The organism is Pseudarthrobacter sp. MDT1-22 (genome assembly GCF_054511035.1).
In genome coordinates this window covers 71,817-88,699 of the sequence record NZ_JBTNDK010000010.1, presented here as the reverse complement: position 1 = coordinate 88,699, position 16,883 = coordinate 71,817, and the positions used below count along the sequence as shown (strand labels likewise).

19 protein-coding genes, 6 tRNA genes and 1 riboswitch are annotated in these 16,883 nt (G+C 66.4%); of the genes, 9 read left to right on the top strand and 16 right to left on the bottom strand.

The genetic code is table 11. From position 1 onward, the window contains the following. Nucleotide 1 precedes the first annotated feature (1 nt). From hisF to ACX80M_RS10150, 14 genes are all read right to left on the bottom strand, one after another. Nucleotides 2-778 carry an imidazole glycerol phosphate synthase subunit HisF gene (hisF, locus tag ACX80M_RS10215; protein WP_141140182.1) on the bottom strand — a complete coding sequence of 259 codons (777 nt, stop codon included), beginning with the start codon at nt 776-778 and terminating at the stop codon, nt 2-4. 58 nt (nt 779-836) lie between these two features. Next, nucleotides 837-1,697, bottom strand: coding sequence for an ATP phosphoribosyltransferase (gene hisG, locus ACX80M_RS10210; RefSeq protein ID WP_248761504.1), 861 nt, complete (start codon nt 1,695-1,697; stop codon nt 837-839). Nucleotides 1,698-1,791: 94 nt separating this feature from the next. Beyond that, entirely contained in the window at nt 1,792-2,055 is a 264-nt protein-coding gene (locus ACX80M_RS10205; RefSeq protein WP_056345618.1) for a phosphoribosyl-ATP diphosphatase, read from the bottom strand. Nucleotides 2,056-2,159: 104 nt separating this feature from the next. After that, nucleotides 2,160-2,645, bottom strand: a complete 486-nt coding sequence (gene ribH / locus ACX80M_RS10200) for a 6,7-dimethyl-8-ribityllumazine synthase (RefSeq protein ID WP_252600213.1) — start codon at nt 2,643-2,645, stop codon at nt 2,160-2,162. Between the two features lie 17 nt (nt 2,646-2,662). After that, nucleotides 2,663-3,394, bottom strand: a complete 732-nt coding sequence (gene ribA / locus ACX80M_RS10195) for a GTP cyclohydrolase II (RefSeq protein ID WP_252609206.1) — start codon at nt 3,392-3,394, stop codon at nt 2,663-2,665. 10 nt (nt 3,395-3,404) lie between these two features. After that, a complete protein-coding gene (ribB, locus tag ACX80M_RS10190) occupies nt 3,405-4,121 on the bottom strand; it encodes a 3,4-dihydroxy-2-butanone-4-phosphate synthase (protein WP_252609182.1) in 717 nt (238 codons plus the stop codon). Then, nucleotides 4,118-4,753 (bottom strand): riboflavin synthase, encoded by a 636-nt coding sequence (locus ACX80M_RS10185; RefSeq protein WP_459309531.1) that lies wholly within the window; start codon nt 4,751-4,753, stop codon nt 4,118-4,120. The genes ribB and ACX80M_RS10185 overlap by 4 nt, the downstream gene beginning before the upstream one ends. Further along, nucleotides 4,753-5,871 carry a bifunctional diaminohydroxyphosphoribosylaminopyrimidine deaminase/5-amino-6-(5-phosphoribosylamino)uracil reductase RibD gene (ribD, locus tag ACX80M_RS10180; RefSeq protein ID WP_459309529.1) on the bottom strand — a complete coding sequence of 373 codons (1,119 nt, stop codon included), beginning with the start codon at nt 5,869-5,871 and terminating at the stop codon, nt 4,753-4,755. Before ribD ends, ACX80M_RS10185 begins: the two co-directional genes overlap by 1 nt. A gap of 174 nt (nt 5,872-6,045) precedes the next feature. Next, a riboswitch (FMN riboswitch) is annotated at nt 6,046-6,199 on the bottom strand. Nucleotides 6,200-6,239: 40 nt separating this feature from the next. After that, complete coding sequence (rpe, locus tag ACX80M_RS10175) at nt 6,240-6,920, bottom strand: ribulose-phosphate 3-epimerase (protein WP_252600235.1); 681 nt, start codon at nt 6,918-6,920, stop codon at nt 6,240-6,242. Between the two features lie 18 nt (nt 6,921-6,938). Then, entirely contained in the window at nt 6,939-8,528 is a 1,590-nt protein-coding gene (locus tag ACX80M_RS10170) for an RsmB/NOP family class I SAM-dependent RNA methyltransferase (RefSeq protein WP_459309528.1), read from the bottom strand. Continuing rightward, on the bottom strand, nt 8,525-9,445 hold the full coding sequence (fmt, locus tag ACX80M_RS10165; protein WP_459309527.1) for a methionyl-tRNA formyltransferase: 921 nt from the start codon (nt 9,443-9,445) through the stop codon (nt 8,525-8,527). The genes ACX80M_RS10170 and fmt overlap by 4 nt, the downstream gene beginning before the upstream one ends. Then, nucleotides 9,442-10,065 (bottom strand): peptide deformylase, encoded by a 624-nt coding sequence (gene def, locus ACX80M_RS10160; protein WP_104061991.1) that lies wholly within the window; start codon nt 10,063-10,065, stop codon nt 9,442-9,444. The genes fmt and def overlap by 4 nt, the downstream gene beginning before the upstream one ends. A 120-nt stretch (nt 10,066-10,185) precedes the next feature. After that, the gene (locus tag ACX80M_RS10155; protein WP_459309526.1) at nt 10,186-11,046 is read right to left on the bottom strand and encodes a cytochrome; all 861 of its coding nucleotides are present in this window, start codon (nt 11,044-11,046) and stop codon (nt 10,186-10,188) included. Between the two features lie 92 nt (nt 11,047-11,138). Continuing rightward, nucleotides 11,139-11,210: transfer RNA gene (locus tag ACX80M_RS10150), tRNA-Val, on the bottom strand. Nucleotides 11,211-11,438: 228 nt separating this feature from the next. Between ACX80M_RS10150 and ACX80M_RS10145 the strand changes: the two genes are divergently transcribed. The 6 genes from ACX80M_RS10145 to ACX80M_RS10120 all read left to right on the top strand — a co-directional run bounded on the left by ACX80M_RS10145 (nt 11,439) and on the right by ACX80M_RS10120 (nt 12,403). Continuing rightward, a tRNA-Gly gene (locus tag ACX80M_RS10145) sits at nt 11,439-11,511 on the top strand. Nucleotides 11,512-11,558: 47 nt separating this feature from the next. Next, nucleotides 11,559-11,629, top strand: a tRNA-Cys gene (locus tag ACX80M_RS10140). Between the two features lie 39 nt (nt 11,630-11,668). After that, nucleotides 11,669-11,743, top strand: a tRNA-Val gene (locus tag ACX80M_RS10135). 58 nt (nt 11,744-11,801) lie between these two features. Continuing rightward, a tRNA-Gly gene (locus ACX80M_RS10130) sits at nt 11,802-11,874 on the top strand. A 44-nt stretch (nt 11,875-11,918) separates the two neighbouring features. Further along, nucleotides 11,919-11,990, top strand: a tRNA-Val gene (locus ACX80M_RS10125). Between the two features lie 155 nt (nt 11,991-12,145). After that, on the top strand, nt 12,146-12,403 hold the full coding sequence (locus tag ACX80M_RS10120; protein WP_141140172.1) for an antitoxin: 258 nt from the start codon (nt 12,146-12,148) through the stop codon (nt 12,401-12,403). Between the two features lie 113 nt (nt 12,404-12,516). Here the strand turns inward: ACX80M_RS10120 and zapE are convergent, their stop codons facing one another. After that, on the bottom strand, nt 12,517-13,554 hold the full coding sequence (zapE, locus tag ACX80M_RS10115) for a cell division protein ZapE (RefSeq protein ID WP_252600205.1): 1,038 nt from the start codon (nt 13,552-13,554) through the stop codon (nt 12,517-12,519). 214 nt (nt 13,555-13,768) lie between these two features. Here zapE and ACX80M_RS10110 point away from each other — a divergent pair, with 214 nt between their 5' ends. Genes ACX80M_RS10110 through ybaK form a run of 3 tightly spaced genes read left to right on the top strand, consistent with a single transcriptional unit; the run spans nt 13,769 to nt 15,682 of the window. Next, nucleotides 13,769-14,680: a sulfurtransferase gene (locus tag ACX80M_RS10110; protein WP_252600204.1), complete on the top strand. Its 912-nt coding sequence runs from the start codon at nt 13,769-13,771 to the stop codon at nt 14,678-14,680. 10 nt (nt 14,681-14,690) lie between these two features. Beyond that, the gene (locus tag ACX80M_RS10105; RefSeq protein WP_252600203.1) at nt 14,691-15,152 is read left to right on the top strand and encodes a SufE family protein; all 462 of its coding nucleotides are present in this window, start codon (nt 14,691-14,693) and stop codon (nt 15,150-15,152) included. A 32-nt stretch (nt 15,153-15,184) separates the two neighbouring features. After that, nucleotides 15,185-15,682, top strand: a complete 498-nt coding sequence (gene ybaK / locus ACX80M_RS10100; protein WP_252600202.1) for a Cys-tRNA(Pro) deacylase — start codon at nt 15,185-15,187, stop codon at nt 15,680-15,682. Here ybaK and ACX80M_RS10095 read toward each other — a convergent pair. After that, nucleotides 15,679-16,881 (bottom strand): alpha/beta hydrolase family protein, encoded by a 1,203-nt coding sequence (locus tag ACX80M_RS10095; RefSeq protein ID WP_252600234.1) that lies wholly within the window; start codon nt 16,879-16,881, stop codon nt 15,679-15,681. The genes ybaK and ACX80M_RS10095 overlap by 4 nt on opposite strands. Between the last annotated feature and the right edge of the window lie 2 nt (nt 16,882-16,883).

Here is a 16,883-nt window from a genome sequence, read left to right as displayed (position 1 = left end):
CTTAGCGGACTTCGAAGCCTGCGTCGCGGATGGCCTGCTTGACCTGGGACATCATGTTGTCCGGGCCCCAGTGGAAGATCGACGCTGCCAACACGGCGTCCGCTCCGGCGGCGACGGCCGGCGGGAAGTGGGCCGGTTCGCCGGCCCCGCCTGAGGCGATGATCGGCACTTTCACGGCTGCCCGGACGAGCCGGATCAGTTCCAGGTCGAAGCCGTCCTTGGTGCCGTCGGCGTCGATGGAGTTGAGCAGGATTTCCCCGATACCGCGGTCGGCAGCTTCCCTGGCCCACTCGATGGCGTCGATCCCTGTACCGGTGCGGCCGCCGTGGGTGGTCACTTCAAAGCCCGACGGCGTGGGCTGGGACCCGGGGCGGGTCCGGCGGGCGTCCACGGACAGGACCAGCACCTGCGAACCGAAATGCCGGCTGATTTCGTTGATGACGTCCGGCCGGGCAACGGCAGCCGTGTTGATGGAAGCCTTGTCCGCGCCGAAACGCAGGAGCTTGTCCACCTCGGCAACACCGCGGACACCGCCGCCCACGGTCAGCGGGATGAAGACCTCCTCGGCCGTGCGGCGGACCACGTCGAAGGTGGTTTCGCGGTTGCCCGAGGACGCCGTGACATCGAGGAACGTCAGCTCGTCGGCGCCCGCATTGTCGTACCGGTGCGCCAGCTCCACCGGGTCACCCGCGTCGCGGAGCCCCTCGAAGTTGATGCCCTTCACAACGCGCCCGGCGTCGACGTCGAGGCAGGGGATGACTCGTACAGCTACAGCCATGGGGACTCCTGGAATTCTCGGGTGGGTTCTGCGGCGCGGCGTGAACCGGGCGGGACGCTCAGATACGGCAGGCGTGGATGCTGCTGACCAGGATGGCGCGGGCGCCGAGGTCGTAGAGCTCATCCATGATCCGGTTCGTTTCCTTCTTCGGAACCATGGACCGGACGGCCACCCAGTCGGAGTCGCGCAGCGGTGAGACGGTGGGTGATTCCAGGCCGGGAGTCAGTGCGGCGGCCTGTTCCACGAGTTCCTTGCGGATGTCGTAGTCCATGAGCACGTACTGGCGTGCCACGAGGACGCCCTGCAGGCGGCGGATCAGGACTTCAATCTCCTTGGCGGTGCCGTTCGCGGCTCCGCCTTCGCCCGTGCGGCGGATCAGGACCGCTTCCGATTTGAGGATCGGCTCGCCGAAGATTTCCATCCCGGCGGCCTTGAGGGTGTTGCCCGTTTCCACGACGTCGGCGATGGCATCAGCTACGCCGAGGCGTACTGAAGACTCCACGGCGCCGTCGAGCCGGACCACCTTGGCGTTGATGCCCCGCTCGGCGAGGTAGCCGCGGAGCAGTCCGTCGTAGCTGGTGGCGAGGCGTTTTCCTTCAAGCTCTTCTGCTGTGGCGAAGTCGCCCACCGGTCCGGCGAAGCGGAACGTGGACGCAGCGAAGCCCAGGGGCAGCAGTTCCTCGGCTTCCACCTCGGCGTCCAGCAGCAGGTCGCGGCCGGTGATGCCGACGTCGAGGGTTCCGCGTCCGACGTAGACAGCGATGTCGCGCGGGCGGAGGAAGAAGAACTCGATGTCGTTGTCCGGGTCCATCATGACCAGCTCGCGGGTGTCGCGGCGCTGGCGGTAGCCCGCTTCGGACAGCATGGCGGAGGCGGCTTCGGACAGGGAGCCCTTGTTGGGGACGGCTACTCGCAGCATGGGGGGTCTTTCTTGGTTAGGAGGTCTGTGGATCAGGCAAACGGGCCACGCAGGGCACGGGCCGGCAGTTGGTGACCGCCGCGTGCCGCAGTGGCTACAGATGCTTGTAGACGTCTTCCAGGGTCAAGCCTTTAGCGAGCATCAGAACCTGCAGGTGGTAGAGCAGCTGGGAGATTTCCTCGGCCGTGGCCTCATCGGATTCGTACTCAGCGGCCATCCACACTTCGGCTGCTTCCTCCACGACTTTCTTGCCAATGCCGTGGACTCCGGACTCCAATTCAGCGACGGTGCGGGAGCCTGCCGGGCGGGTGGCTGCCTTCTCACTCAGTTCAGCGAACAGCGTCTCGAAATTCTTCACGCCCTACAGCCTACTTGCTGCCGGCCCGGGGGCGCCTTTCGGGCCGCTGCATGACGGGCGCGATGTGAGCGAACACACACCGCCCCCCGGCAGCCCGCCCGCTGCTATGTGTACTGCTTGAGGAGGACAGCGGTGGCCAAGGCTGCCGTCACGGCTTCGTGGCCCTTGTCCTCGCTGGAGCCCGGCAGGCCCGCGCGGTCCAGTCCCTGCTGCTCCGTATCGCAGGTCAGCACGCCGAAGCCCACCGGCACGCCGGTGGAGACACTGACATCGGTCAGTCCCGACGTCGCGGCCTGGCAGACGTATTCAAAGTGCGGCGTGCCGCCACGGATCACGACGCCGAGTGCCACCACTGCGTCAAAGTGCCGTGCCAGCCGCGCGGCGGCGACGGGAAGCTCGAAGGCGCCCGGAACGCGCAGTACGGTGGGTTCGCTGATGCCCGCGTCCTTGGCGGCGCGCAGGGCACCGTCCAGGAGTCCGTCCATGATCTGGGTGTGCCAGCTGGCTGCCACGATGGCCAGCCGCAGCTGCGACGTTTCCGCCGGGTTGAGGGTGGTGAGGTCAATATCTGGTGCGCCGTGTCCGCTCATGCGTGAATCTGATCCGTTCAGTTTTGGTCGTGGTCGAAATCGTCGGCAGCGCCGCTTGGCACCGTGACAACGTGGGTGTCCAGCATCAGCCGGTGCTCCATGCGGTCCTTTTTGGTCTGCAGGTAGCGGATGTTCTGGTCGCGGGACGGAACCTCGGTGGGCACCATTTCCACGACCTTCACACCGGCTTTGGCGAGCCTGTTCTTTTTGTCCGGGTTGTTGCTCAGGAGCCGGATCTCGTGGAGGCCCATCTCGGCCAGGATCTGGGCGGCCGCCTTGTAGCAGCGGGCGTCCACCGGCAGTCCCAGCTGCTCGTTGGCCTCCACGGTGTCAAAGCCCGCTTCCTGGAGGGCATAGGCCTTGATCTTGTTGGCCAGCCCGATCCCCCGGCCTTCCTGCCCGCGCAGGTACAGCAACGTGCCGCCGAACTCGTTGATCAGCTCCAGGGCATACGCCAGCTGTTCGCCGCAGTCACAACGGTAGGAGCTGAAGACGTCGCCGGTCAGGCACTCCGAATGTAGCCTGACCAGCGGGGCAACGCCCTCCCTGGGCGGGTTGGGCGAGCTCACGGCCAGGTGCTCGGCGCCCGTGACCAGGTCTGTCCACGCCTGGGTAATGAAATCGCCAAATGCCGTGGGCAGCTGCACAATGGGACCGCCGCTCACGGGGTGGTGGGCCCGGCCATTGCCGGCCGCCCCCCGGTGGTGGCCGTTCTGGTGGCTGTTGTCCGATACTCCGGAAGCCGTCATCATTACTCCTCTACTCCGCCCGGGCGTCCGGCCCGGTGTCACTGTCGGCGGGAGCCCCGGCCCCTGCTTCAAGGTAAGCCACCAGATCCTCAATCGAGATCAGGGGGCATCCATGTTCAGCGGCGAAACTCCGCAGCCCGTCGAGCCGCATCATTTCGCCGTCGTCGTGCACAACCTCGGCGATCACGCCCACTGGCTCCAGTCCGGCGAGCCGGCAGAGGTCCACGGCCGCTTCGGTGTGGCCGGGGCGTTCACGCACTCCTCCGTTAACTGCCCGGAGCGGGAAAATATGCCCGGGCCTGGTCACGGCCGCCGGTCCGGCGCCGGGGTCTGCGAGGACGCGGGCCGTGAGGGCCCGGTCCGTGGCGGAGATTCCGGTGCTGACACCCACCGCCGCGTCGCAGGAAACGGTGTACGCGGTGCCCTTCGCGTCCTCGTTCACTGCCACCATCGGCGGCAGTGCCAGGGCCTCGGCGCGCTCCCCGCTCAAGGGGACGCAGATGACGCCGGAGCTGTAGCGGATGGTCCATCCCATGAGGGCAGGGGTGGCATGCTGTGCGGCGAAGATGATGTCGCCTTCGTTTTCGCGGTCCTCGTTGTCCACCACCAGCACGGGCCGGCCGGCGGCCATGGCGCGGATGGCATCTTCCACGGGGTCAAGTCCGAAGGTTGCACTAGGCACCGGGCCGGCGGACGCGGCCGGCTCCAGCCGGACGGCGGCGTTCATCGCTTGCCCCCGGTGGTTGCGCCGGTGCTGAATGCCAGCAGGCGTTCGGTGTATTTGGCGAGCACGTCCACTTCAAGGTTGACCCTGCTGCCGGTCACCTTGGCCCCCAGGCCGGTCTCGGCCAAGGTTGTGGGGATCAGCCCCACTTCGAACCAGGGCTCCGGCTCCGCGGCGGGGCTGACCGCAGTGACGGTGAGCGAGACGCCGTCGATCGCTATGGAGCCCTTCTCCGCAATGTAGCGGGCAAGGTCGGCCGGCACACCGAACCGGAGGCGTTCCCAGTTGCCAAGCGCCTCGCGCTCCAGCAGCTGCCCGACGCCGTCGACGTGGCCCTGAACGACGTGGCCGTCGAGCCGGCCGCCGGCAGGGACGCAGCGCTCAAGGTTCACCGAGTCACCGGCGGCAAGTTCGCCGATGGTGCTGCGGACGAGGGTTTCGCCCATCACATCAACGCTGAACTCCTTGCCCTCGATGGCGGTGGCGGTCAGGCAGACCCCGTTGACGGCAATGGACCCGCCCAGTCCGAGCCCTTCGGTGGTGCCGGGCGCGCGGAGGCGGAGCGTTGCGCTGGCATCGCCGTCCCGCTCCACGGACAGAACCTGTCCCTGTTCGGCAATAATTCCGGTAAACATCAGTAGCCTCCCATGGCTGGTTCCGCGGCAGTGCGGGATAGGTGTGGTTCAAAAGCTTCGGTTGGTTCTGGACGGAGGTGCAGCCTCAGGTCTCGGCCCAGGGTCAGGACGGCACCGCCGTCGGAGGGGTCCCAGTCCCAGTGCCGGGCATCCGCGAGGGTGGTGATTCCGAGCCCGTTGAGGGCGGGAGTTCCGGAACCCAGCAGGGTGGGGGCGAGGTAGACAATGAGTTCGTCCACAAGGCCGGCGGCCAGGAATGAACTGAGGATGCGTGAGCCGCCTTCCACCATTACGTGGCGGATTCCTTCCGCGTAGAGGAGCGAGAGCGCCTCCCGCGGATCCCGCGTGGGCAGGTGGAGCACGTTCCCGTCGTCACCGCGGACGGCGGCGTCGGCTGGGATGTCCCGCAGGCCCATCACTGCGCGCAGCGGCTGTTTGCCGGCTGTGGCTCCGGACGCGTCGCGGGCTGTCAGCCGGGGGTTGTCCACGAGCACGGTCTGCGTGCCGACGAGGATGGCGTCGATCCGGCGCCTCAGTCCGTGGTTGTCAGCGAGCGACTCCGGGGAGGAGATCCACTGGCTCGTTCCATCCTCAGCGGCGATCCGGCTGTCCAGGGTCTGCGCGATGTGCAGCGTCACGAACGGGCGCTGTGCGGCCACTCCCAGGAACCACTGACGGTTCAACTCGAATGATTCGCTGGCCGCGAGCCCGCTGCGGACCTGGACGCCCGCGTTCCGGAGGGTGGCTGCGCCGCCCGCCGCAGGGTCGTGCGGATCGTCGACGGCGTAGACCACGTCCGTGATTCCGGTACGAATGATCGACTGGGTACAGGGTCCCGTGCGGCCGCTGTGGTCACAGGGTTCCAGCGTGATCACCATCGTGCAGCCGCTCAGGTCCAGCCCGGCGGCCTCAGCCTGGGCGATGGCGTCCGCTTCCGCGTGGGGTGTGCCGGCGCCGCGGTGATACCCGGTCACCAGCTGGCGGCCGGCAGCATCGATGACGACGGCGCCCACCAGCGGATTCGCTCCGCGCGGGCCCTGAAGGGCTGCTTCCAGCGCTGCGTCCATGGCGGCGGTTTCGGCGGCGCTGAACGCCGTGACGGTTTCGATCCGGGTCATGGGGCAGCCACCGGTTCGGCGGCTTCGGTTCCCGGACCATGGGAAATCCTGGCTTCAAAGAGCCATCGCAAGGGGTTCATGTGTGTTGTCGTTCCTTCCCTCTAGAACCGCGATGGCTCCGGGGGTATACGACAGCAGAAGGCCGCAGCGCCAAAGGGCGCCGCAGATACAGCTGTACGTGCTTCTCTCATCCAGACTTTAACTGTCGGTACCGGAATTTCACCAGTTCAACCGTCCGCCGGTTCCTTCCCCGAAGGGGAAAGCGCCGGCTCGCGGGTCGCGGACTATCACCGCCGGTTCGGACTTACACCGACCCCGGAGCACGTATTGTGTGTTGCTATTGTGCCATAACCACAAGGTGGCCCAGACTATTCCGCGGACGCGGCACGTAACTTTATGCTGCCGGCTTCGCGGAGCCGTCCAATGGCTGCAGCCGGGTCCTCCGCGCCGTAAACAGCCGAACCCGCCACAAAGACGTTCGCGCCTGCTTCGGCCGCCCGCAAAATGGTTTCCTCGGTAATGCCGCCGTCCACCTGGAGAGCGACATTGATTCCGGAGCCGTCAATGGCTGCCCGTGCCCTGCGGATCTTGGGCAGGGTGAAGTCCAGGAACGCCTGGCCACCGAACCCCGGCTCCACAGTCATGATCAGGAGCATGTCCAGTTCCTCAAGCATGTCCAGGTATGGTTCCACGGCCGTCGCAGGGCGCAGCGCCATGCCGGCCTTGGAGCCCCGGGCCCGCAGTTCGCGGGCCAGTTTGACCGGTGCAATGGAGGCCTCGGCGTGAAAGGTCACGGATGCCAGGCCCGCGTCGGCGAACCCCGGCGCCCAGCGGTCGGCGTCGGAGATCATCAGGTGGGCGTCCAGCGGTACCGGGCTGACCGCCTGGATCCGCTGGACCACGGGCAAGCCCAAGGTGAGGTTGGGGACAAAGTGGTTGTCCATCACGTCCACGTGCACGGCGTCAGCGTTGCTGATGCGCTGCAGTTCGGCTTCGAGGTTGACGAAGTCGGCGGACAGGATGCTGGGGTTGATGCAGCACTGCGGCATGGGGGAACCTTTCACGGGTCAGGCTTTCTTCCGGATGAGGGCCAGGAACATGGCATCGGTGCTGTGGATGTGCGGCCAGAGTTGCGCCGTGGAATCGTGGCCTGCGCCCAGGTTCCCGGTCAGGCTCACGCTGTCCAGCACGGCACCGGCGTCCAGCAGCTCCAGGTCATCCCGCTTCCGGAGGGCATCGCTGACCACTGCCGTGGTTTCGGCCGGGTGGGGTGAACAGGTGACATAGGCAACCACTCCGCCGGGGCGGACGGCGTCCAGCGCCGATTTCAGCAGGGCGCGCTGCAGCGGCCCCAGGTCCGCGAGGTCCTTGGGGGTGCGGCGCCAGCGGGACTCCGGCCTGCGGCGCAGGGCACCCAGCCCGCTGCAGGGGACGTCCACCAGGACACGGTCAAAGGACTCCGGCTGCTCAGTGCCCACGTCGCGGCCGTCGCCGGTCCGGACGCGCCAGACGTCCCGGGGCACGGCGGACAGGGCCTGGCTGACGAGTTTGGCACGGTGCGGGGCCGGTTCATTCGCGAGCAGCGTGGCACCCTGGGCGTTGGCCAGCGCGCCCAGCAGGGCCGCCTTGCCACCGGGGCCGGCGCACAGGTCCAGCCAGGTTTCGTTCCTGCGTTCTGCTCCAGTGCCGTCGGTGGGATCGAGGTCCACTGCCGCCATGGCGCGGGCCACCAGCTGGGAGCCGACATCCTGGACGCGCGTACTGCCTTCCCGTATGGAGGCGAGGCGGCCCAGGTCTCCGCCGCTGGAGAGCGCCGAGCCTTCAACGAGTTCACCGGGGGTCGCCCCGCCCTCCAGGGCTTCATCCAGGCTGCCCAGGCCGGGCAAGGCCACCAGGTTGACCACCGGAGCTTCGTTATCGGCTTCCAGCAGGTCGTTGATTTCGGTGGCTGACCGCCCGTGGGCCACCAAGGACTGGCGCATGGCCCGGACAATCCATTCGGGGTGGGCGTAGCGGAGGGACGCGATGGTGGTTTCGTCGCTTTCACCGGCGACGAGGACCTCAAGCCATTCCTCCAGCGTGTGCGCCGTGACCTTCCGCAGCACCGCATTGATCAGGGCGGAGGGGCCGGCACCGATGACGGCGCGGGCCAGGCCAACGGTCTGGTCCAGGGCGGCGTGGGCCGGGACACGCATGGCCAGCAGCTGATGGGTGCCGATCCGCAGGGCGTCGAGAATGGCAGGGTCAAGCTGGTCCAGCGGCCGGTCAACGCAGCGGGCCAGGATGGCATCGTACGTGCCCTGGCCACGCAGGGCCCCGTAGCTGAGCTCGGTGGCGAAGCCGGCGTCGCGCTTGTCCAGGCCGTGATGGCGGATGCGGGACGGGAGCACCAGGTTGGCGTAGGCGTCCTCGGCGGCTACCGCGCGCAGGACTTCAAAAGCCACCAGCCGCGCGGGGTCCGCCCGGCGGGTCCGCTGCGCAGGAGCGTTTTCGGTGAAGCTCCGCTGGGAGGGGCGGTTGCGTTCGCGGCCCTGGGCGTTGCGCTGGCTGGAATCCCGCGGCCCTCCCTTGCCCCGTCCGCTGTTGCCGCGTCCGCCGCCCGGGGCGCCGCTTCCGCTGCCGCCCGTGCCGCCTGCATTACCGCCGGATTCGCTCATTCGAAGACCACGCTTTCCAGTGTTGCCATGCCACGCGCCCAATCGGCGGCGGCCATCATCTTTTTGCCCGAAGGCTGGATCCTCGTCAGCTCCACGGCGTGGGATCCGGTGCCCACCAGGACCCTCTTCCCGTCGAGGAATACTGCGCCGGGTTGCAGGTCAGTGTCACTTGGCCGGAGCCGGACAGGTTCGAGTTTGACGCGCTGTCCGTCCAGGGTGGTCCAGGCGCCGGGCTCGGGAGTCACGCCGCGGGCGCGCCTGCCGATCGCCAGGGCGGGCTGCTTCCAGTCGAGCCGGCCGTCATCGATGGTCAGCTTGGGGGCCAGTGAAACGTCGCCGACCTGCGGCTGTGCAGCTGCCCTCCCGGCTTCCACGGCGGACAGCGTCTGGGCAAGGAGCACGGCCCCGCTGCGGGACAGCCGCTCCAGCAGCGCTCCGGCGGTGTCCTCCGGGCCAACGCCCTCGGTCAGCGTTCCGAAGACCGGGCCGGTGTCCAGCCCTTCTTCCAACAGGAAAGTGACTGCCCCGGTGACGTCGTCGCCGGCCATCACGGACCGCTGCACGGGGGCAGCGCCACGCCATGCGGGCAGCAGGGAAAAGTGCAGGTTGATCCAACCATGCGGGGGAACATCAAGGGCGGGGCGCGGAATCAGGCCGCCGTAGGCCACGATGGCGGCCACGTCCGGCTTGGCCGCGGCGATTTTCGCCGTCACGGCCTCGTCCACGCGGGTGGCGTGGATGATGTTGATTCCCAGCTCGGCGGCGCGGGCTGCAACGGGCGACGGCGTCAGCACCCGTTTGCGCCCTATCGGCGCGTCGGGACGGGTCAGGACGGCAACGATCTCAAAGCCGGCCCCAACGAGGGCATCAAGGGACGGGACGGCCACGGCGGGGGTGCCGGCAAAAAGTACCCTCATGTGGTGGCGCCGCCGCCGAAGCTGGCCTGGCCAGGGCTGGCGCTCCCAGAGTTCGCGCCTCCAACGCTCGAGCCCCCGAAACTGGACCCGACCGTCTTGGCTCGCTTCGTCGTCGTGCGTTCCGTGATGGCGTCATAGTTGGCATTGCGGATGGAACGCAGGGCCGTTTTCCGGTCCTCGCCTTCCAGCCTGTCGGTGTAGAGGATGCCGTCCAGGTGGTCCGTCTCGTGCTGGAAGCAACGGGCCAGCAGGCCTTCCCCCTCCACCGCGACAGGATTCCCATTCAGGTCAACACCGGTGGCGCGTGTGGCGCGGAAGCGGCGGACCGGGAACGCCAGGCCCGGAATGGACAGGCAACCCTCAACCTGGTCCGCCTGGAAGTCCTCGCTGTTTTCCAGGACCGGATTGATGATGTGGCCCTCCACGCCGTCAATCCGGTAGGTGAAGACCCGCTGGCTGACGCCAATCTGGGGGGCCGCGAGGCCGGCGCCATCCACGTCCTCCATGGTTTCCGTCATGTCCGCAACCAGCTTGGCGAGCTCAGGACCGAATTCCGTCACGGGATCAGCCACTGTGCGGAGCACAGGATCACCGATGATGCGGATATTCAGAATGGCCATGTGCTGTCTTTCCTCACGGTGGGCGTTATGGCGAACCTATCCAGTTTAGGTGCAGGGGCACCGGTCCCGGGACTGGGCAGCCGGACTCCAGGCATGCGAAGTTCCGGCACGCGTGCTCCGCTAGGCGCTGCGGGCCTGCACGGAGACGGGCGGAGCCACCGGAAGAAGCGCAGACCCGGCGGCGAGCGTATCGGCGGACAGTTCCCAGACCCGGCGCAGGGCGCAGAACTTCCACCAGTGGTGCTTGAGGACGTCGGGGTTGGCGCGGACCGGACGGACTTCCGTCTCGCCAATGGCCACAGCCAGCAGCAGCGGGGCCTCGCCGTACTTCCAGGGCTCCCATTCCCCTGCCACGGCATCCACCAGGCTTTCTTCGGCCTTCATGCCGGCCACCAGTTGCATGACCACCTTGTCATCCAGCGGCTTGACGGTGCCATCCCGTGTGGTGCCCTTGGTCTTGTAATCAATGACGCAGATCCGGCCGTTGATTTTGGCCACGAGGTCCAGCGTCCCGGCGTAGCCCACTGACTTGTTCCAGACGGTAATTTCCGGTGCGATGGGCTCTACGCGGTAGAGGTCCCACCACTCATCGAACCGCAGGGCAAAGCCTTCCTCTCCGTTGGCCGCCAATGCCTCGCGGGTTTCCTTCATGGCGTGGGGCCGGCCCAGGGCGCGGAGTGCAACCTGCTCGCAGTAATTATGGACGCGGTCGCCGCGTCTGGCGGCCTCGTCGCGATACAGTTCTGCTGCTTTTGAGGCCCGGTTGACGGCCTGACGGATTTTCGCCGGGCTGCCCAGGCAATCGGCAAGCAACGGATCCTTCGCCAGGCTGCTGGCGCCCATGTAACCGAACCAGCCGTCCAGGCCGTGCGGCTGCTGGCCAATGACGGTGGTGATTGACGGAACGGAGAACTGTTCGGAGGTGGACCGCGCATACATGCGGCCGTATTCCGTGGCGTGGGCAAGGAGTGGATCAGTCATACAAAGACTCTTTCACAAGGGGCTGACAGAATGGCGGGCACAAAAAAGGTCCGTTTCCGCTCGGCTGAGCGGAAACGGACCAGATTCCTCGGTGGGCGATACTGGGTTCGAACCAGTGACCTCTTCGGTGTGAACGAAGCGCGCTACCACTGCGCCAATCGCCCCGATGCCTTTGAATGCTAGCCGACCGGGCGGGGTTTATGGAAATCGAGACGGGACGCCGCTCGAATTACACGCCTGTAATTAGAAAAATCCCCTAGATTGCAGGGATCCAGGGGCATTGCCGCCGTTGAAGCACGTTCGATTTGGAGATTCCCTGAACCTCCTATAGAGTTCTTACTCGTTGGAACGCGAGGAAATGCCCGAAACGGCACGGATTCAGCGGCCCAAATGCGGACGTAGCTCAGCTGGTAGAGCACCACCTTGCCAAGGTGGATGTCGCGAGTTCGAATCTCGTCGTCCGCTCGCAGGACACTGTCACGGCTAAGGTTTTTCGGAATCGGAGCTTACACGGTGGGTTGGCCGAGAGGCGAGGCAGCGGCCTGCAAAGCCGTTCACACGGGTTCGAATCCCGTACCCACCTCGGTGAAAACCATGGATTCCGGTTCACGCCGGACGAAATGGGCGATTGGCGCAGCGGTAGCGCGCTTCCCTGACACGGAAGAGGTCACTGGTTCGATCCCAGTATCGCCCACCAAGCAAGGAAACTTGCTTCATGCAGTACTTCTGGCCACCGGCCAGGGTGTACTTCATACGCGGACGTAGCTCAGCTGGTAGAGCACCACCTTGCCAAGGTGGATGTCGCGAGTTCGAATCTCGTCGTCCGCTCTCTACCCCAGTAATAAATCCGAAATGGCCGGCCTTCCGGTTCCGGGCGATTGGCGCAGCGGTAGCGCGCTTCCCTGACACGGAAGAGGTCACTGGTTCGATCCCAGTATCGCCCACACACACAGCAGCTCCCCGTGAGCTGCTTTTTTATTGCCCGGATACGCCGCACGGACTTTACAACATTTGTCACAGCACCTTGGCACGCCCGGCAGACAGGGCTAGGATCGGTTGCGGAGGAGCGAACTGGCTCCGCGATTGAAGGGAGGTGCTCGTGGGACTGATTGACGATCTTAAGGGCAAGGCTCAGGGTCTCATCCGCGGCAACGAGCAGGCCATCAAGGACGGCATCACGAAAGCCGGCGATTTCGTCGACTCAAAGACTGGCGGTAAGTACACCGGTCACGTGGACAAAGTCCAGGAGGGCGCTTCCAAGCTCGTTGACAAGAACGACGGAACACCCGGCGTAGCGCCTGCCACCGAGCAGACTCCGCCAGTCAACCCGGTTCCGCCGGTTGATAAGGCTCCGTAACAAGGATTTGGCCAGGGCACTGCCCTAGCACGTCAAGGGGGCGCGGGTCCCGCCGGGAGGTGGCACCCGCGCCTTTGGCGTTTAACTGATGGTCCGGCTTCCCCGGCCGATGCCTAGGACGGCTCGTGGTTCTGGCCCTCGCGGGCGAGTGCAGTCAGGCGGGACACCGCACGGAAGTACTTCTTGGTGTACCCGCCGTGCATCATCTCGTCCGTGAAGAGCTTGTCGAAGGGGACGCCGCTGGCCAGGATGGGCACATCCTTGTCGTACAGGCGGTCCGCCAACACAACGAAGCGAAGCGCCACGGCCTGTTCGGTGATGGTCTCCACGTTGCGCCACACAACGCCGTCGATGCCGTCGATGAGCTGCCGGTAGCGGCTCGGGTGGACACCGGCCAGGTGGCCGATCAGTGAACTGAATTCGTCCTCTGCCACGGTCTTGCCGTCGAACTCGGCCTTCATCTGTGCGGCGAGCTGGCTGTTCTTCAGCGGTGCCGGGGCGGCGGGCAGCCCACGGTGGCGGAAGTCCTCGCCGTCGATCCTGATGACGTCGAACTGGTCCGCCAGGACCTGGATTTCACGGGCAAAGTCGACGGCGGCAAAGCGGCCGTCGCCCAGCGAACCCGGCAGCGTGTTGGACGTGGCAGCCAGCTTGACGCCGGCGTCGGCCAGTTCACGCATCAAACGGGACATCAGCACGGTGTCACCCGGATCATCCAGCTCAAATTCGTCGATGCACACCAGCTTGTAGTGGCTCAGTGCCTCAACAGTTTTGCGGAAGGAAAGGGCGCCCACGAGGTTGGTGTATTCCACAAACGTGCCGAAGGCCTTGGGGCCCGGGGCGGCATGCCACAGCGAGGCCAGCAGGTGGGTTTTGCCGACGCCGAATCCTCCGTCGAGGTAGATCCCCGCCCTGGTAGCGACCTTCTTGGTGAAGAACTTCTTGAACAGGCCATCGCCGTCGCCTGCTCCAACTCCCCCGGCGAACCCTTCCAGCCCCTTGACCGCCGCCGCCTGGGACGGCTGGTTCGGGTCCGGCCGGTAGCTGGCAAAGGAGACCTGGCCGAACCGTGCGGACGGATAGAAACCCTTGAGGAGCTCATCCACCGAAACCGCCGGAGTGCGGGCGGCAAGCTGTTCGATCTGTACCAAGGTGGTCCGTTCTGCTGGTGGGTTGTCCCCAGAAAGAATACCGGCAATGGCACTGGCCTCCCCCGCGATGGCGCCGGCAAGGGCCCCGGCGTGACGAAGGCCATATTTCCCACTGTTAACAAAGAGGCGGACAGGGCGGCCGGCCGTGGCTAGTGTGGGAGGCAGGTTTTCCTTCTACAGCATCCGCCGTGTGTCTCAGTGAAAGGCCATCACCATGTCCTACGCAGTTGAACAGAACGAGAAGTTCGCCGCCTACGCCAGCCCGGAGCGCCTGGTGTCCACCGAATGGCTCGCAGCCGCCCTCCAAAGCGGCGCCTTGGCGGACGGAAACCTTGTCGTGGTCGAATCCGACGAGGACGTCCTCCTCTACGAGACCGGCCATATCCCCGGATCAGTCAAGATCGACTGGCACACGGACCTCAACGATGACGTGACCCGCGATTACGTGGGCGGCGAGGCGTTTGCCGCCCTGGCCGCCGCCAAGGGCATCTCGCGCGACACCACCGTGGTCATCTATGGCGACAAGTCCAACTGGTGGGCCGCCTATGCGCTCTGGGTCTTTACGCTGTTCGGCCACGAGGATGTCCGGCTGCTCGACGGCGGCCGGGACAAGTGGATCGCCGAAGGCCGCGACCTGACCACGGAGCGGACCTCCCCGACGCCCGGCGACTACCCGGTGGTGGAGCGCAACGACGCCCCCATCCGCGCGTTCAAGGAAGATGTGCTGGCACACTTCGGCAAGCCGCTCATTGACGTCCGCTCCCCCGAGGAATACACCGGCCAGCGGACCCACATGCCGGCCTACCCGGAGGAAGGAGCGCTCCGCGGCGGCCACATTCCCACGGCAGCATCCATCCCCTGGGCGCGCGCCGCTGCGCCGGACGGAACGTACCGCAGCCGGGAAGAGCTCGAGGCCCTCTACCTGGGCGAGGCCGGGCTGACCGCCGGCGATGACGTGGTGGCCTACTGCCGCATCGGCGAGCGTTCCAGCCACACCTGGTTCGCGCTCAAGTACCTGCTGGGCTTTGACACTGTCCGGAACTACGACGGCTCCTGGACCGAGTGGGGCAACGCCGTCCGTGTTCCCATCGCCAAGGGCACGGAACGCGGCACGGTCCCGGCGTAAACTGGAACAGATGACTACACATGACCTGCCCGCCGCATTGGCGGAAATCGTCGATGACTTCCAGGCCCTGACCGAACCCGATCGGCTTCAGCTGCTGCTTGAGTTCTCGCGCGAACTGCCGGAGTTGCCTGACCGGCTGAAGGACCACCCCGAGCTCCTGGAGCAGGTGGTGGAATGCCAGTCGCCGCTGTTCCTGACGATTGAAACGGAAAAGAACGACGCCGGCCCGGCCGACGCCGTTCGGCTCTACTTCAAGGCGCCACCGGAAGCCCCCACCACGCGGGGTTTCGCTGGCGTGCTCCACGAGGGGCTCGACGGACTCAGCGCCGCTGAAATCCTGGCGGTGCCGGACGATATGCCGGAGCTGCTGGGCCTGACGCGGGCCATCACGCCACTGCGGATGCGTGGCATGACCGCCATGCTGGGACGGATCAAACGCAAGGTCGCCGCTACGTCCCGGCTTGCGTCCTGATCAGCTGACCTCCTAACAGGAAACTGAACGCTTTGGGACGCAAGAGTTCTTCAAACGGAACGCCGGCCACAGCCGCCCTGGCTGCTGCCGGCGTTCCGTTTGTGCTGCATCCGTATGCCCACGATCCTTCCGCGGCCAGCTACGGCACAGAAGCCGCCGAAGCCCTGGGCATCGCTCCGGAGTCGGTCTTCAAAACCCTCATGGTGGAAGTGGAAGGGCGGCTGGCCGTGGCGGTTGTGCCGGTCAGCGGAAGCCTTGACCTGAAGGCATTCGCGGCCGCCCTGGGCGCCAGGAAGGCTTCGATGGCAGACCCTGCGGCTGCTGAACGCCGCACCGGCTACGTCCTGGGCGGGATCTCGCCGTTGGGCCAGCGCCAGTCATCGCCCACGGTGGTGGACAGCAGCGCCCTCAATCTGGGGACGATGCTGGTTTCCGGTGGCAAACGCGGCCTGGACGTTGAGCTTGCACCGGCTGACCTCATCCGGCTGACGTCCGCGGTGACAGCCGCCATCGGCACGCGCACACTTTAGCGGTGCTGCCCTGGGTTGAGCCGCGGAGCCAACTGCGGCCGGAGCCACGCCTTGATCAGGTTCTCCCAGCGTTCGGGATCGACATTCCATTCCTTGGTGTGCCTGGCGTGGTTGAACGTTTCGAACGTGACCATGTCCGGATTCCGCTCCGCCAGAAGGGCGGAGGGTTCATAGGGAACGTACTCGTCATCAACGCTGTGGATGATCAGGGTGGGCGTCCGGACTTCCACGGCGCGCGCCACCCAGTCCATGGCTTTGAGGTCCACGGGTGCTGCCAGGCCGGTGAGCCTGCGGCCCACGGGGTGGCCCAGCATCAGTTGCCCGTAGCGGCCAACGAGGGACGGTATGCGGTTGATCTGCGCATGGTGGGCCAGCACATTGACCCAGTTGATGACGGGCGCGTCCAGGACCATGGCCCGGATCAGGTGACGGTTCGGCGAGAGATCGGCCGTCTGCAGGCAGATGGCGCCGCCCATGGACCAGCCGAAGAGAACAATTTCCTCGGCGCCGTTGGCCAGGGCGAACTCGATGGCGGCCTCTATGTCGTGCCATTCCGTGGATCCCAGGCCGTACCGGCCGTCCTCGGCCGATGGCGCCAACCCGTCGTTCCGGTACGAGACAAGCAGGCTGGTGAGCCCCAGTTCGAGGGCTGGGCTGACCGCCCGGAGAGCCTCCTGGCGGGTTGCCCCGCGGCCGTGAACCATGATTGCCCAGGTCCGGGACGTCCCGCCGGCCCGGACCAGCCACGCCGGTGCCGTGCCGCCGTCGACGTCGATCTGCACGTCCTCCGCCGCAAAGCCGGCGGTGGCGGGATCCGGGTAGAGCGCACCGCTCCACCATCCGCGGCGGGCCGTATCAAGATCGCCGGCATAGACGGCTTCCACTTCGCGCAGGACCGTGCCGTCCGCCGGCGAATAGGACACAATCCGCCCGATCCGGGCGTGCCCCTTCCCGCCGTCGAAAAACAACCCATAGACACCCTCCACCGTGGTCTCTGGAGTGGCTGTCAGGATGACCTGGCGGCCGCCCCCTTCCCGGAGCACGGCGAGGACTTCCTGGTCCGCCGTCCGCTGCCGGACGGGAGTGATCACACGCCGGGCAAAATAGAGCGCCAGCGCGGAGGAGCCGGTGGCCAGCAGGCCGGCAAGGGCCCCGCCGCCAATGACGCCGCCGAGCGCCCATTTGGCGCGCAGCGACATAC